Genomic DNA, 16,032 nt, shown 5'->3' on the forward strand with positions numbered 1-16,032 from the left:
CAGTGGTTGGAGCAGGCTGCGAAGAGCCCAGGTGAGAAGCAGTTGCTGTTCGCCGGGAACAGCAACTGCGAATACCGGGACCATACACCGGGAAAGAACACCGGAATTATCTCGGGTTGATTTTTAGAAACCGCACGGTTTCACTGCCTGCCTTTAGCAGGTAAACACCTGTGGGTAAACCCGAAAGGTCGATGGCAGTCGTCACGTACCCCTGCTGCTCCACCGGTATTTTTCGCACAATGGTTCCTGCCATATCCTGCAGCCGGATTTCCGTAGCCTGCGTACTATTCAGTGATACATTGATCACCGAACCTGCGGGGTTGGGAAAAACTGCCAGTTTCTTTTTGCTATCGGGCCGCACCAGGACAACCAGGCTGTATCGCACAGAATGATCGGCATCCACCATTTTCAGGCGGTAATAGCCTGCCGGTGTTAACGGCTGCCCGTCCTGGCATTGGTAGCTTTGTTCACTGCTTGAATTTCCTGCGGCAGCCACCGTGGCAATCGTTTCGTAGTGCCGGCCGTCGCGACTCCGCTCTACCTCAAATCTTGCTGTGTTTTGCTCAAAGACTGTTTTCCATTGCAGTTGGACAATGTCAGCCGTGCTGGTCGCTGTAAATGACACCAGGGTAAGCGGCAGCGGTACTGTTTCGGAAACCTTCACCAGGAAAATATCATACGAGCCCGGACCGGTGAGAGTATAAACGCCGGCACCCGGGTTAAAATCGCCTGCTCCCTGGAAGTAACCGCCAACAAACAGGTTACCGGTGGGGTCCAGGACCATGGCGGACGGAGAATCATTGTAGCCACCAATGGATCCGGCCCACAAAAAGTTTCCTGCTGCGCTGTACTTGGCAATGTACATATCGGTGCCACCGCTGGACGAAAGGTTGAAGGTGCCCGCTCCCGGGTCGAAATCAACAGTGCCGGAGAAAATCCCGGTGGTGTAAACGTTGCCGGAGCCATCGACCTTAACGAGTTTTCCCTGGTCGTAATCCGTATTTCCCATGCCGTGTGCCCACAGGTAGTTGCCTGATGCGTCCAGTTTGAGCGTAAAAAGATCGGTATTGCCGGCCGAGGTACGATTGACCGTACCGGCACCGGGGTCAAAATCAACAGTTCCCTGGAATTTACCAACGGTGTACACATTGCCGGAGCCATCGACCGTGATCGATTGCCCCATGTCGTCACTGGTGCCACCAAACGATTTGGCCCATACGTAGGAGCCGGAGGTATTCAGCTTGGAAACAAAAATATCTACAGTGCCAGCGGCTGTTCGTGTGGCCGTGCCGGCACCGGGGTCAAAATCGACGGTTCCGCCAAAAAATCCAGTTGTGTAAACGTTACCCGACGCATCCAGGGCAAGCGAATAACTTTCATCCTGCCCAGTGCCTCCCAATACTTTGGCCCATACATAATTGCCGGAGGCGTCCAGTTTCGAGAGAAACACATCGGTAATCCCGGCAGAAGTCAAGGTAACCGTACCGGCACCGGGATCAAAATCACCCGACAACCAAAACGACCCGGTGGTGTACACGTTACCCGAACCATCGACTGCAATTGCATTGCCGTAGCTATCGTCAGCGCCACCCATACCCCTGGCCCACAGGAGTGTTCCGGCCGCATCCAGCTTTACCACAAAATTGTCATAACCGCCTGCCGATACCAGGTTGGTGGTGCCTGCACCCGGATCAAAGTCTGCGGTGGTTTGAAAGCTACCTGTCATATAAAGGTTCCCGGTAGCATCAATGGTAATAGCGTTGCCGAAGTCATAGTCAGCGCCACCCATGCTTTTCACCCACAGTAGATTCCCGGACGCATCCAGTTTTTGCAAAAAAATATCGCTTTGGCCTACAGCAGTGAGGGCGGTAGTGCCGGGGCCGGGATCAAAGTCCAGGGTGCCATAAAAATAGCCGATGTTGTAAACATTTCCCGATGCATCGGTGACCATGCCACGCATTTCTTCGGTACCGACATCGCCAATTGTTTTTGCCCAGTGGAGATACGGCTGGGCCAGGGCCGTTACAGAAAGAGCGAGCAAGCCCGCCAACAAAAAGCCAGTTTTCAAAGTTCTCATAGTCTTGTTTTAGTTCCCCTCATCCCACCGGTGCCGGCGAGGACGTAGCATGCTGGCCGGTGCAGGATGTGTAAGGCTGCGCAAGATAGCGGCCACAAAAGGAAATTCAAACATGATCGGGAAAATTAATACGGGCAGGCCGGCTGTTCAGGCACAGTGCCCATGTGGCCTGGCATGGGTCCGGGCAGCGGCGAGGGAGCAGGCTCCCTTCAAAAATCCCGCTCTACCTTCGTGGCCTTCAAAACAAGGAATGCATGAAACTTGACGAAGGCCTGCTGAAAAAATATGCACAAGTGATGGTGCACTATGCCCTCAACGACGGCAAGGGGATCAACAAAGGTGATACGGTTTTCCTAGTGGGACAGGAGTGCACCCGTGACCTCTTTATGGCCATGGCAGAAGAGATCTATGCAGCCGGTGGTAACCTGATTTCCAACTACCAGCCGAACAACCTGCGAAGCGGCAGCCTTGCCCGCTACCTGCTGCTGCAGGGAACGGATGAACAGATCGGGTTTTTTGCCACACCCTACTGGAAAGGAATCGTGGAAGCCACCGATCATATCCTCTTCATCGTTTCGGAGCCGGACGTGCACTACCTCGAAGACATCCCGGCTTCTAAGATCAGCCGCATGAACAGTGCCCGTGCACCGTACATGAAAATGCGGGAACAGAAAGAGCAGGCCGGGAAATTATCCTGGTCGCTTTGTCTCTACGGCACGCAGTCGATGGCCGACGAAGCAGGACTTTCGCTGGAAGAATACTGGGAGCAGATCATCGAAGCCTGTTATTTACGCGAAGAAGACCCGGTAGGCAAATGGAAGGCGGTACAAAAAGAGATCGAGACGATCAAAGACAAGCTGGATGCGCTGGAAATCGACACCCTGCACATCAGGGGCGAAGACGTGGACCTGGCCGTAAAGATTGGCGAGCACCGCAAGTGGCTGAGCGGCGGCGGCAAGAACATTCCCAGCTTTGAAATTTTTACCTCACCCGACTGGCGGGGCACGAACGGCACCATCCGCTTTAACCAGCCGCTTTATTATTCCGGCAAACGGATCTCGGGTGTGTCGCTGGCGTTTGAAAACGGGGTGGTCACTGCGGCTTCGGCTAGCGAGAACGAAGAGGCGCTGAAAGAAATGATCGCCCAGGAAAATGCCGACAAGGTGGGAGAGTTTTCCCTCACCGACAGGCGCCATTCGCGGATCACCCGGTTTATGGCCACGACTTTGTTTGATGAGAACAGGGGCGGCGAATTTGGCAACACGCATATTGCCCTGGGCAATGCCTACAAGGATACCTTTACCGGCGATATGGCAACCGTGAAAGAGGAGGAATGGGCCGCCATGGGTTACAACAGTTGCCCGAAGGTGCATACGGATATCATCAGCACCAGCGACCGGACGGTAACGGCTATACTACGCAATGGAACGGAAAGAGTGATTTACCGGGACGGGCAGTTTGTGCTGGATTGATTTCTCTTCTCTGATTCATCTTTGTAACCGGCCCAGGAAAAAAGCTTTTCGGATTCATTGGGGAAGGAAACAAGAAATAATACTCCCGGGGTCTCGCCACTGCGCCGGCGCACGGGTCTTGCCGCGAAGACCCCGGGTGGACAGCAAGAACCCGGGTGAACGATAAAATAACTCCACAAGTTGATGAGAAACTTTTTGGCGGATTCAGAAGCCAGGTATGTCTTTAGTGCAGGAATGGAATCCCATTGATCTCCGTTTTGGGAATTCCGGGCAGTTTGTTTTTTAGCGACGAATCGTCAATCAGTAGGTTCGGCAGATCGATATTGGGAGAGTTTTTCATCTCCAGTGTCACCACTGCGAAACCATTAGCAGGGTGCCGGCTGGATTGGATCTTTTCGGTTACTATCCGTATAATGTCGCTTTTATCGTATTTGAACGGATTTTCTTTTTCACCGAAGTAAAACGTGGGGTTGCCTCTCGACATCACCAGTAGCTTGCCTCTGGCGTTTTTGTAGTAGCCGAAAAAGAGCCAAAGGTTCAACCCGCCACCCATAAAGAATATCGCAAGGCATAAGATAAGAATTTCAATAATGGATATACCAGCGCGGTGATTGATGAACAGATACGGAAGAAGAAAGAGAGATAAAATGAAATTGATTCCACTTGTCGAAAGCAGAAACTTTCGAATTCTTTCAGGTGTCAGGGTGTAATGAAAATCCGCGGTTTCAAAATGTACCCGGTTATGCTGAAACGGGGTAGGCTCTTTTTTGAATCCGATAGGCGTGAAGGGGGATGCCGCAAAAAAATCTTTTACGAAGGGGAATAGCTGCTTGTAGTCAATCGCACTCCTGGTAAAGAGCCGTTGCGCATGGTCGAAGTAATACAGAACATATTTTCCATTGTAATAGGGTGCAAGTTTAAGGTAATCGTTGTTTCTTCCCTGGATGGCGACGGATGGATTGGTAAGGCTGATCACAATTCCTTTCCGCTCTTCAGCCCATGGAAACTGCTCAATCAGTGCAAGTGTCTGATCAATGGTCCTCGGTGTTTCTTCTATGAACTCTCCCGGTTCAAAGCTGCGCAATTGCAGTTTGACGATTAGTTGAACAGGGTGGATTTCAGCATTCATAAAGACGCTGAAAATACAGGAAAAGTCATTGCCATACTGTTGTCATTGCACAATGTAAGTTCACTGTTCACCCGGGGTTTTCGTAGATGGCCTGTGTTCTGATATTGTGGCAAAACCCGGGGGAATGAAAAAGCCGGCGCACGGGTCTTGCCGCGAAGACCCCGGGTGGACGGTGAGGACCGGAAGGATCGATGCATCCGGAAAGGAAGAACGGGTATTTCGAAAGCCTTTTCCCGCTAACTTTAGAAGTATGACTGAAACCAAAAAAATCCTGATCATCACCGGCGATGCCGGTGAAAGCTTTGAAGTGCTGTTTGCCTGCCACCGTTTACGCGAAGCAGGGTATCAGCCGGTGATTGCCGCCCCTGCCGTCAAGCGGATGAACTTAGTGATACATGATTTTGAACCGGGCTGGGATACCTATATCGAACGCCAGGGTTATGGGGTGGAATCCGACCTTTCGTTTGACGAGGTAGATCCTGCCGACTACCACTGCCTGCTGATTCCCGGCGGCCGGGCCCCTGAGTTTTTGCGCAACGACCGGCGGGTCATCAACATTGTGAAAACGTTTTACAACAGCAACAAGTACATTTTTGCCATCTGCCACGGCGTGCAGATCCTGGTGACGGCCGGCCTGGTGTCCGGGCGGAAGATCGCCTGCTACGAACACGTGAAATTCGAAGTGGAATCCTGCGGCGGCATCTATGTAACCCCTGACGAGGCGGTGCAGGATGGGCGGATCGTGACCGGCAAAACCTGGCAGTCGCACCCCGCGTTTTACCAGCTTGTTTTTGCCTGCCTCGAAAAAGTAAAAGCGGAAAGCCCGCAGGTTGTTCTCAGTTAGCCGAAGGTGTTTGACGAACCATCATACGACCCCGCTTTGCTCGACAGCCAGTACAACAACCGGCTGCATGTGCCCGATTACCAGGATTACCTGGACCGGTGGGAAAAGCAAAGCCGGGAAACCGAAAAGTCGCTGCGGGTTTTCAAAGACATTCCGTATGGCGATTTACCCCGCGAACGGCTGGATGTATATCCTTCATTAAGGCCGCATTCCAAAACACTGATCTTTATTCACGGCGGGTACTGGCAGATGCTGGACAAAACCCTGTTTCATTTCATTGCCGGGGGCTTTCAGCGGTACGGCATTACCACGGTTTTGCTCACCTACCCTTTGGCGCCGGAAGCTTCCATCGATCAGATAGTGCTTTCCTGCCGGAAGGCGGTGCAGTGGTTGTACGGCCATGTGGCTGACTATAACGGTGATCCCCACCAGCTTTACGTGGCCGGATACAGTGCCGGCGGACACCTGACAGCCATGCTGGTAGCAACGGATTGGGAACGTTTGGCCACCGGTATTCCGGCCAATGTGCTGAAAGGAGCTTGTTTCATCAGTGGCTTGTTTAACCTGGTGCCGATCCAGCATTCTTATCTCAACGCCGTATTACAAATGGATTCGGAAACCGCGGTACGAAACAGTCCCGTAGGTCTTACACCCCTGGCCGCATGCCCGTTGGTGGTAGCCGTAGGCGAAGCGGAAACAGCAGCGTTTCAGGAGCAGAGCAATGAATTGTATGAATGCTGGAAAGACAAAGGAAGTGCGATTGAGTTTCTATCATTGTCTGGATTGAATCATTATTCGGTTGTAGAAGCGGTGGTTGACAAGAATGGTGCGCTTCATGAGGCCATTTGTGGTTTGATGGGAATTTACAAGTGAATCGTTGCAACGGAAATTTACGATTTAGGCCTGGTTATATAGGAGAGCATTGTTTTTTGTTCCCGGCTTCAAAAAGATATATGCTTGCAGGTAGGTTGTTGAAATAGAAACAAAGAGGAGCGACGGACACAGAGCCGATAAGTCCAGCATAGAAAGTTTCGAGTTGTTAGTCTCAACGGCGGAGACTCATCGGGGAAGGAAGAGTGATTTATCGTGACGGGCAATTTTTTCTGGGTTGATTGCCGTTCCCTTATTCATTTCCGCAACCGGCTTTGGAAAGAAACTTCTTGGGTTAATTGGGAAATAAAATAGTGAAGCAATAATCCCGGAGTCTCGCCACTGAGCTGGCACACAGGTCTTGCAGTGAAGAGCCCGGGCGGACAGCAAGGCCTTTGCTAGGGAAATCAACGTTTTAGATGATTCTATCACTTTTGCTCAAGTTGTGTCTTGCACAAAGCAGCTGAATATTTTCTGTCTTAAGCGAAGTTCCTCCTTTGGAAAAGGGTAAAATATGGTCGAAGTGTAAATTATCGGTACTACCGCATTCCACACATCTGCCTTTATCTCGTTTCCAGACTTCAAGTTTTACGGAAGTAGGAATCATTCTGTTATGGTCCAAATCTTTTAATTCCTCAACTCTTCTTTCCTTTTCAAGAATGGTTTTATCAGTGACATGCAATTTGAACTTAAAAACATTGCGATTGATATCCTTTTCTATCCATGCATCGACTAATTCAAATACACCATTGTAAACCCAGATGCCATCTTTTATTTTTTCATAAACCTTTATCAACTCTGGACCTTGCAATCCTTTTTTAAACTTCTCTGCAGCCTCGAAAAATTTCCCGTTTTCAGTAAGTGCACCTTTGGGAGTTTGGTAAGGTTGATCCACAGACTTTGGATCGCGAGCAAGATTTCTTGGAACATCATGCCCTTCATAAACTAGAGTTTCTCCATTGTCTTCGACCATATCTGCGTACGGTGCTCCTTTGCGCAAAGACATTAGAATAACAGTTACTCCTCCTTTCAGTCGAAAGTTCATTCCCTTTTGTAGACTGACGCCTTCTTCCATACACATCTCAGCATGAGAAATAATATCACCTGGATAAATAGCCATTATTTCTTGAAACTTTTAGCATCAAAGAACTCAGCGAAGGAAACTTCAAGAGCAGCAATAATCTTTTCCAGGATTTCTATAGAAATGTTGCGGCGACCGTTTTCAACATCCGTCATATACGTGCGATCCACTTCTGCTTTATTTGCTAGTGCTTCTTGGGAAAGTTCTAACTGGCGTCGTAGCTCTCTTATTCGTTGACCAACTTTTTCTTTGATATCCATTCAGGTCAAACATAGAGGGTTGTGGCTTTTAAGTCAACGGACTATAAGTGACATAGCAAAATACTTTGCTTTATTTATCTTGTGTGCCGTTCCCATGAATGCACTTTCGAGATACGTTCAAAAATTTAGCAAGCTTAGAGTTGACCGCTCCAAGGGAAAGCCTGCCCCACACAAGCCAATTCTGTTGTTATCAATAATTGAAGGGCTTACAAAAAATGAAATAGGAGAAAACAAAATTTACATCACTCCTGAACTGGTCGCAACCTTTAAAGACTATTGGCATCAATTGGTCTCTGATACAAGATTTACCCCGAACTTTTCTTTGCCTTTTTACCACTTGAAAAGCGATGGCTTCTGGCATTTACAAACAACCGTAGGCCGTGAATTGCTTCTGACGAGCTCTCATTCTATCAAAAGTTTTTCGCAGCTCAAACAGGTGGTTGACTTCGCCTACTTCAACGAAGACTTGTTTGAACTACTAACAAACGCACATACACGGCAAATCCTGAAACAGACGCTCCTTGATGTATATTTTAATAGTGCCAGACTGGACGCTTCCCATCAGCTAATAGGAGCGATCATCGACCAAATCCTGCATGAGCCTTCTGTCGTTTACAAAACAAAAGCATCAACTTTCGATGAAGAAGAGGTCTTTGTCAGAAGTGGTGTATTCAAGAAAGAAATCCCAAAGATTTACAACTACACCTGTTCGATATCTGGCATGCGGATCATTACAGACCGCGACATTCAAATGATTGATGCCTGCCACATTGTTCCGTTTTCTGAGTCACACGATGATACCATTAAAAACGGTATTTCGCTTTGCCCAAATCTTCACCGGGCATTTGACCGGGGATTGATTTCTTTAGACGCTGAATACAGGGTGCTTGTCAAGCCTTTTACCGAACAGGAGAACTTTTATTCGATTAAGCAGTTTGCAGGAAGGCAGATTTTGCTGCCAACCAACAAAAACTACTTCCCTGCAAAGGAGAATCTGGCTGCTCACCGGCTTAGACACAGCTTCATATAATGTAGAATCATTTTTTGAAGTGTGCCAAGATGGACCTGAGACACAGTCTCAGGTCAGCAATTATAAAATTTGAAGAACTCTACGGGTAGCGGGGGACGGAGTGGTGCCAGGCACCGGTCTTATTGTTGGTGAGCCTGTGCCCAGGAATTAAACCTCAACACCAACAATGACAATAGATGAATGAGGGTAAACCACTAGCTGGTACGGGTTCTCGAAATTTATAAAACAATATTTAATAGCACTTTGGCATAGTTGAAAGTTTCCTATCTCACTAATAACTTATGCTTGATACTTTCTTCTTCAATCCAATATTCAGGAATTAACTTTTCTAGCAATTCGACTGCTTCTATTGAAAATAAGGAATAATCAATCTTTGTTTTCCAATCACTTTTTACTTTTGACAACTTTATTGGTTCTTCTGGAATAAGTAATTGAATAGAGGGAAATAAATTTTTCTTGATGTCTTGGTAAATCTCAATACCTCGATTATCCCAGTCACACAGATAGTAGAATGACACCTTAGGCTCAGGAACAAACTTTAGCTTCGCTGTATTCCTGCCACCTGCAAACCAAAGCTCGATATCATCCAGTCTTGGCTTTCTTAACTGGTTATCATTCTCACAAAGAACAACAATTTTAGGTATTTTATTTTTGCAGTGTAATACATGTAGATATTGTTGGTCGTGTTCATCAATTGGCAAGGTTTCTACATCTAAAATCTTTAATACTGCTTCATACAACTTAGTGCCCCTCTTGAGATATTTAGCATCATCAAAATATAGAGTAGAAATCTCTTTCATACTTTGTGAATCCAATAATATCGCCCCCTTATTCAACTCAATCTTCACTAGTGCTATTAAATCTGTTTCATTGAAATTGGTGTCCTGTAAGCTATACTTACTTATTAAATCCTGAAATTGTTTATAATTTCTAAGTAATGTACCAGAATAATAGCCGTCAAAAAGGTTAGTCTTGAATACTCTACTCTTATTAGAATAGACTATATATTCCATTTCCAACATTCTCTTAGCGAGAGGGATATCCATTATTTCTTTTGAAGTTTCACCCTTCTCGAATAACTCATTTAAGAGTTTTATCGACTTCCAGTTCATTTTGTTCCTGCTTATACTGCGTTAACTCAACTTTTCTGTATTTCGTCTTAAAGAAACTCATGGGAGTATAGTTACGTTCTTTATCCTCCTTTCCTCTAACTAGCATGTGTAAGTACCATTCCTCATCATTATAGGAGCCAAAGGGTTTTGGTGTCATTGTTATTAACTGATATCCAAACTGCTTCGATATCTCTGGAAAAATATTAAAGTTGGTGTCATCAATATTTGACAACTCTTCAATTATTATGAACTTAACTCCCTGGTTTTTTTCTTGATGTTTCTGGACAATTGACAACCTACCAATACAGAGTAAGGCTAAAGCAGTGTATGCTTGTCCCCCACTACCTGAATTTGACTTACCTTTTTCGTCCTCCATCATTACCTTAAGTTTGAAATAAAACTTAGGATTTAATAACTCAGACGGCTCTGCATTTACAGAATGATAAAATGTACGTGCAATATTTTTTATTAAGTTTTCTGGGGTATTCCCATTCTCAGGCAAGTTCTCCGGTAATGTAAATAAGTCAGGACCTAGCTTTTGAACCCTAGCCTTCTCCTTCATTTTTTCAATCCAGTCAATATTTATATCTTTTCTTGGTTCAAATTCAATTCTAAACTGAAAAAGATTACTTACTTTATTTTTCTGAAAAAAGAAGTTTAGCCGCCTTACTGTTTCTTCATTCTCTTTATACTGCTTTTCAACAAGACTAAAAACTTCAGTCAAAATTTTCAACTGCAAATCGCCTAAGGTGATAAGTGTATCATTAAGCTGTTTCAACTCTTGTGTTAAGCCTTCAACTCCAATCTTACCACAAAGAATATCAACTAACGTTTGAAAGCTATAAGTAGGAAGGCCATTTGCCAAGTAGATTTCTGGATTATTATTTACTTGCTTAGTTTCATCAAATAGTTCACATACAGTTGTAAACTCCCTTTCATAACTCCTTTGAGCAATATCATACTGCTCATTTAAAGTGGAAATAATATCTTCTGTAATATTACCTAAGGAAAGTAATGAATCAAACATCAAATCAGTTTGCTCTTCTAACTCAGATTTAGATTGATTGAATGATTTTTCAGCACTAGACTTGTTTATACTTAAAACTTTGTCCTTCTCTTTACATACCTGATAAATCCGGTCTAATTCATCTTTCTTTTTTCTGATTGAGTTTCTAGCTTTATTAATTGTATCCAAGTCCTTAGATAAATCATCCCTTAAATCGATAAGTTGATTCTTACTTAAAAAGGAAATATCACTTTTTTGAAGTTCAATTGGATTAAGCAGTTCCCCTCGGATGTCTCTAAGCTCAACATAGATATTTGCAGACACTCTATCATTCTGCTTATACTCATTTTCCAAAGTAGCATTGTTACCAATAGCCTTTGTTATGTACCCATCTAACTTATCTGCTTCCTTTTTTATAGATTCTATTCTCTCAAAGGAATCAAAGCTTCGTTCAATAAAGTCTAAATTCTCTTCTGTAAGAAGCTTATTAACTTCAAAAGCTTCTATATTATCTCTGTTACAATATACTTCACAATATTCCTGGTTGTAGCCTAAATTCAGCAACTCTTGATTAAGTCTTTTTATATCCTCTTTTTCTTGTTTAAGCTCACCTACTTCTGCAACTACATTATCCCTATTGTTTTCCAAAGCTTGCTTTAGCTTATCCTTATCACTAAAGATTTGTTTTTGAACAAGTGGGATATACTCACATAAGTCTCCTAGCATAACCCATACTCCCTGACCTTCTCTTTCAAAAGAATTCAACAAGAACTTAGGGTTCAGAGTAAACCTTAATCCTTTATTTGGGGAAACACGACTTATAAAGACATCTTTAAATGCCATCAAGATGCTTTCCTGCTCAATACTCAAAGAGCTACCTTCACTGATTGCCCAATTGAAAAACGAATCTTTATTGCCCTCGTCATATAACTTCAAGAGTTCATCATGAGACTCTAAAAGCCTATCAATCTCTTGTAACCTGGCATTATAAAACTCATAGGCACTAGTATAATCATTTGCCCACATGGAACTTTGGAACTTCCTGTAAAGAGTACAGGCTTTTAGTTTTGAGAGCCTCCTCTTTCGGTCTTTCATTTCTTCTTGATGTTCAAAAGCAGCATTTATTTGTTCAACTGTTTTATACTTATAAACAGTTGGCTGTAACATTTGCAGTCTTTCAACTTCACTCCTTAAGTTTTGTAGCTTCTTCTTTTGGGCATCAATATGTTGAGCATCGGATTCAGCTTTCTGCTCATCAAGTATATCTTTTATCCGTTGACAAGTTTCTTTCTGCTCTATTAGCTTTGAATAATACAATTGGCTTTGTAATTCATATTCAGCTGTAGAATTTTTGAAATCACTAGCAGCCTTTTCCATCTTTGCATTATTCTCGTTATAGGCCTTTAAACTTTCGGTATAAAGGTTGAAATGAAAATGAGCTTTTTTAGTCAGGTGCTCACCCTTTGATTTCAAATAAAAGTTATACGTATCTTTTAAATGTGATAGCTGTTTTTGCTTTCTTTCTAAGGTTTTAATTTCTAAATCAGCTTTATGAAAGTTCCGTATGTGCTGGTTTAAAACTTCTTTTTGTAGGTCAAATGATGTTTTAATATCGTCATTATCTTCAAACAAAAAGTCTTGTAAACTTTTGGACTTATTTACATCCAACGTTTTAGCCCTAGAAAAGGATTGTAACACCTTAGCAAAAGATTTAAAATTGTTCTCTTTTGTTAAGTCAATGGGTAGAATTTGATTCTTATATAGAAGGTCAAAGTATTCATTTATCTGGTCCCTCTGATAAAAGTCCTTAAGGAAAAGATTGTAGTTTTTGTTTAAGGCTCTCTTTAACTCAGCCAAGTCATAAATATGCAGATTATCAGCAAGAAAGTCAGAATAAGATAATATTTGCTGAAAAGGTCTTAATGGCACTTTTTTATTCTCAAAGTCATCCCCCGCCTGGATTATAAAAGGTCTTACGGGCAACCTTGAACTTTTAGGAATAAACACACCAATAGTAATAAAGGAAGATTCAGACTTCTGTATGTTTATGAAGCAATAAGCATGATTTATCCACTCCTTATCTAAGGGAATACTTTCTATTCTTCTTTTATCCTTATCTAATCCTTCTGTCCCCGGTTTCCATTCATCTCTTAAGGGTATAAATACTAATTGCAGTAAATCGGCTATTATAGACTTACCTAATCCGTTATTCCCAGTAAAGTCAGTCCTAACAGAATGCAAAAGGAAGTCAACATTGTCATGCTGACGAACACCAACAGTTGATATTGAATATATTTTAGGGTAACTACTCATTTTTTTAAATATTCTTCTATTGTATCAACATTCTTAATAACATCACTATATAGTTTGCTTATTCTCTCAATACTCGGCATTATTTCAAACCGCATTTCATCATTATCTTTAATTACTATCCAGCCTAACTTTTCGAAATCATTTAAGGCCCTCTTGACCTTGTCTTTTACTGCTAGTTCCTCATTTGGTGTATAATTAGGCTTGACCTTACCATAAAGCAGATTTTGCCAGAGTTCTCTCTGTTCACTTTCCTTAAAGATTTGTTCAAGCTCCTGCCATTCAAACTCTTTAGCTTCAAAGAATTTCTCTTTGTATAGGTTAAGCATTAGAATAAGAAAAATAACTTTTTCATCTTCTAGCTCTTTACTTCTGTTATCCTTACCAAACTTGCCTTTGCTATCTTCTGGAAACTCTAAATAATAAAACCGTTCATTATCACTTGAGTCTTTTGCCAAGTTCATCCCAAAGAAATCACGATAATACTCCCTTAATCCTTTATCATAATATTCATCGATAAAAGAAAACAACCTAGTATCACTACCATAATCTTGGATATGCCGACCTTGCTTTAAAACAATATCAGTATCTGCAAAGTACCTTCTTGCCGATTCAGAGCTTAAGAAGGAGTAGACTGTAACTTCATTCTCCATAAAGCAATATTATACAGGGTCTTTTCAACCTTTTCTTTTTGAATTGAAATGCTTTTATTATTAGAATTATTGTAAGACTCAATTAAACCAAAGCAAACTTGTATTGGTACTTCCAAGTTCTTCTCCTGAGATAAAATCTTATCAAACCATAGGTCAAAATCCACTTCAACACCACTTTCTATCTCCTGGCTAATTTTGTCTATCCATTTTGCAGTTGATTCCTGAACTTCTAACATTTTCAAGCCTTTTTCTCGTTCCATCTCCTCATACTCTTTATCAACTACATTCTTCTCTGGCTCAGATTTAGAATAAAATTGAAAATCTATATTTGGAACTGCTAAAAACTTTGTTGGTATAAAAGGCAACAACTTTTTAGGAAAAACTTGATGAATACTTATCTCGCCTTTGTCTACCGTGCTTGTTCTCAGCATAATCAGCAATAGCTTTTCAATATTTATTTTGAAGTATTGCTTATGTTTTAGAGTATCTAATAAGTTCCTTAACCTTTTAGATGCTAACTGTATTTTATGATTGATAGCTATAATCCTTCTATCAATACTTTGAAAAAAGAATTCTATCTCATTTTGCATCCGGCAAAACTCCAAGTAGGCCTCCTCTTCAAACAAGAATTTGTCCTTAGACGACTTTATTTTATTGAGAGTGTCGTTCTTATGATCAATTGTATTAATCAAGCCAGAAGTTTGATTTTCTAATTCTTTAAAGATTTCCAGAAATGAGTTTATTAATTCCTTTGGATTTTCAACGTCAGGCTTTAGCAGCGTTCTTAAGTCATTTAGTCTCAGCTCAATGGAGGTTTGCAGCAATTCTGTATGTGCCAGTATCTCGTTCCTTGCTGGGCGAAAGTTATTATCAAACCAGTATTTTAAATTATCTATATTCTCAAGGTCACCATCATGAAGTGGTAATGTCCTCTTAAAAACGTGATATAGTTCCAGCTTTTTAAGTTCTGGCTGCACTTGGGTAAGTACTAATTTACAGAATTCCTTGGCATATACTGTGAGATGTATTTGATACTTATTTCCAATCCTTTCGGTGATGAAAAAATAGCTACTTAGCTTACGGGAAAGGTTTTCCTTATTCTTTTCAGTTTCTATCTTTAGAAAATCTACAATTTCATCAATTGTATCATTCAAATCCTTTTGCTCGAAATCCTCATTTATGTAATTCTTTTCTACCTTTCTATATAACCAAACAATCAATAGTAAAGATTCTTTGTTTTGAGGTAAGAGGTCTGAATAGCTTTTTGATAATGAAATTAATAACTCGTTTTGCAAAGCAGTAGCAGTTGGTTTATATATCAATAGTCAAAATAAGCTTAACTTGTTAGAAATGACTTGCTTATATAGAAGAAGATGACAAGTACAAACTGAAAATAAGAAAAGGTTTAATCATTTCCCATAAACGCAAAAGAAAGAATTCTTCGGCAAAAGAGTGTTGTTATGTTCAAATATTTTGTGCGTACTCCTAAATATTGGACGGTTAAGAATTTAAGTAGAATACTTCAATTCAACAACTGTCATAATGAAGCAATCACGATTTACTGAGACCCAGTTTGTGGCCATTTTAAGCAGCAGGAGTAAGGACTTAGTTCTTTAGAAGATCAAAATGACAATGTTAATGTTCTCAAAATTGAAAAGGCTAAAAGGGTATAAATGTTAAATAATAAATCAACAACCAACGCACCGGCCCTCTAAATAGAAAACCCCTAAGTATTTATATCTAAGTTTTTAGCTTTTTAATTTGGGTGTGGGGCGGGATCGAACCGCCGACACAAGGATTTTCAGTCCTTTGCTCTACCGACTGCTCTACTTTATCACATCATTCAAAAAACAGCTAACATGATTCACATCCTTAAAACCTAAGTCCAAAAGTGGACTTTTTGACTTAGGTCGAGTTATTCATATATCAAGTTCTGATAGAAAAAGCAAAAGAACCTTTGCATAAGGGTACTGCTGATGGCTGTCCGGCAAATAAAAAGCCCTCAGTAAATACCGAGGGCTTTGTTGTGGTGTGGGGCGGGATCGAACCGCCGACACAAGGATTTTCAGTCCTTTGCTCTACCGACTGAGCTACCGCACCAGCCTTCCGCGTTTGCGGGCAGCAAAAATAAGGGAATCAACCCGATAAAAAACCAAACAGGGCCAAGAGATTCTTAAAAAATTTTGGG

12 protein-coding genes and 1 tRNA gene are annotated in these 16,032 nt (G+C 42.3%); 4 read left to right on the forward strand and 9 right to left on the reverse strand.

Going from position 1 to position 16,032, the window contains the following annotated elements:
* Positions 1–106: 106 nt before the first annotated feature.
* A complete protein-coding gene (locus D6024_RS04480) occupies positions 107–2,077 on the reverse strand; it encodes an SBBP repeat-containing protein (protein ID WP_121353332.1) in 1,971 nt (656 codons plus the stop codon).
* A 254-nt stretch (positions 2,078–2,331) separates the two neighbouring features.
* Between D6024_RS04480 and D6024_RS04485 the strand changes: the two genes are divergently transcribed.
* Complete coding sequence (locus D6024_RS04485; RefSeq protein WP_121353333.1) at positions 2,332–3,549, forward strand: aminopeptidase; 1,218 nt, start codon at positions 2,332–2,334, stop codon at positions 3,547–3,549.
* Between the two features lie 223 nt (positions 3,550–3,772).
* Here the strand turns inward: D6024_RS04485 and D6024_RS04490 are convergent, their stop codons facing one another.
* Complete coding sequence (locus D6024_RS04490; protein ID WP_162944530.1) at positions 3,773–4,678, reverse strand: hypothetical protein; 906 nt, start codon at positions 4,676–4,678, stop codon at positions 3,773–3,775.
* Positions 4,679–4,928: 250 nt separating this feature from the next.
* On the opposite strand from D6024_RS04490, the gene D6024_RS04495 reads away from it, so the two are divergent.
* Positions 4,929–5,522 carry a DJ-1/PfpI family protein gene (locus D6024_RS04495; RefSeq protein WP_121353500.1) on the forward strand — a complete coding sequence of 198 codons (594 nt, stop codon included), beginning with the start codon at positions 4,929–4,931 and terminating at the stop codon, positions 5,520–5,522.
* Positions 5,523–5,528: 6 nt separating this feature from the next.
* Entirely contained in the window at positions 5,529–6,395 is an 867-nt protein-coding gene (locus tag D6024_RS04500; RefSeq protein WP_121353335.1) for an alpha/beta hydrolase, read from the forward strand.
* 412 nt (positions 6,396–6,807) lie between these two features.
* Here the strand turns inward: D6024_RS04500 and D6024_RS04505 are convergent, their stop codons facing one another.
* Together D6024_RS04505 and D6024_RS04510 are read right to left on the reverse strand one after the other, a co-directional pair.
* Positions 6,808–7,512: an HNH endonuclease gene (locus tag D6024_RS04505; protein ID WP_121353336.1), complete on the reverse strand. Its 705-nt coding sequence runs from the start codon at positions 7,510–7,512 to the stop codon at positions 6,808–6,810.
* Positions 7,512–7,733: a helix-turn-helix domain-containing protein gene (locus D6024_RS04510; RefSeq protein WP_121353337.1), complete on the reverse strand. Its 222-nt coding sequence runs from the start codon at positions 7,731–7,733 to the stop codon at positions 7,512–7,514. Before D6024_RS04510 ends, D6024_RS04505 begins: the two co-directional genes overlap by 1 nt.
* Before the next feature lie 94 nt (positions 7,734–7,827).
* Here D6024_RS04510 and D6024_RS04515 point away from each other — a divergent pair, with 94 nt between their 5' ends.
* The gene (locus tag D6024_RS04515) at positions 7,828–8,763 is read left to right on the forward strand and encodes an HNH endonuclease (RefSeq protein ID WP_121353338.1); all 936 of its coding nucleotides are present in this window, start codon (positions 7,828–7,830) and stop codon (positions 8,761–8,763) included.
* A gap of 263 nt (positions 8,764–9,026) precedes the next feature.
* On the opposite strand, the gene D6024_RS04520 is transcribed toward D6024_RS04515, so the two are convergent.
* The 5 genes from D6024_RS04520 to D6024_RS04545 all read right to left on the reverse strand — a co-directional run bounded on the left by D6024_RS04520 (position 9,027) and on the right by D6024_RS04545 (position 15,944).
* Positions 9,027–9,875 carry a hypothetical protein gene (locus D6024_RS04520; RefSeq protein ID WP_121353339.1) on the reverse strand — a complete coding sequence of 283 codons (849 nt, stop codon included), beginning with the start codon at positions 9,873–9,875 and terminating at the stop codon, positions 9,027–9,029.
* Positions 9,844–13,194, reverse strand: a complete 3,351-nt coding sequence (locus D6024_RS04525; protein WP_121353340.1) for a hypothetical protein — start codon at positions 13,192–13,194, stop codon at positions 9,844–9,846. Before D6024_RS04525 ends, D6024_RS04520 begins: the two co-directional genes overlap by 32 nt.
* Positions 13,191–13,844, reverse strand: coding sequence for a condensin complex protein MksE (locus D6024_RS04530; protein ID WP_121353341.1), 654 nt, complete (start codon positions 13,842–13,844; stop codon positions 13,191–13,193). The genes D6024_RS04525 and D6024_RS04530 overlap by 4 nt, the downstream gene beginning before the upstream one ends.
* Entirely contained in the window at positions 13,811–15,139 is a 1,329-nt protein-coding gene (locus D6024_RS04535; protein WP_162944531.1) for a hypothetical protein, read from the reverse strand. The genes D6024_RS04530 and D6024_RS04535 overlap by 34 nt, the downstream gene beginning before the upstream one ends.
* A gap of 732 nt (positions 15,140–15,871) precedes the next feature.
* A tRNA-Phe gene (locus D6024_RS04545) sits at positions 15,872–15,944 on the reverse strand.
* Positions 15,945–16,032 lie beyond the last annotated feature (88 nt).

Origin of the sequence: Flavisolibacter nicotianae, assembly GCF_003628535.1 — a bacterium.
Lineage (GTDB): Bacteria > Bacteroidota > Bacteroidia > Chitinophagales > Chitinophagaceae > Flavisolibacter > Flavisolibacter nicotianae.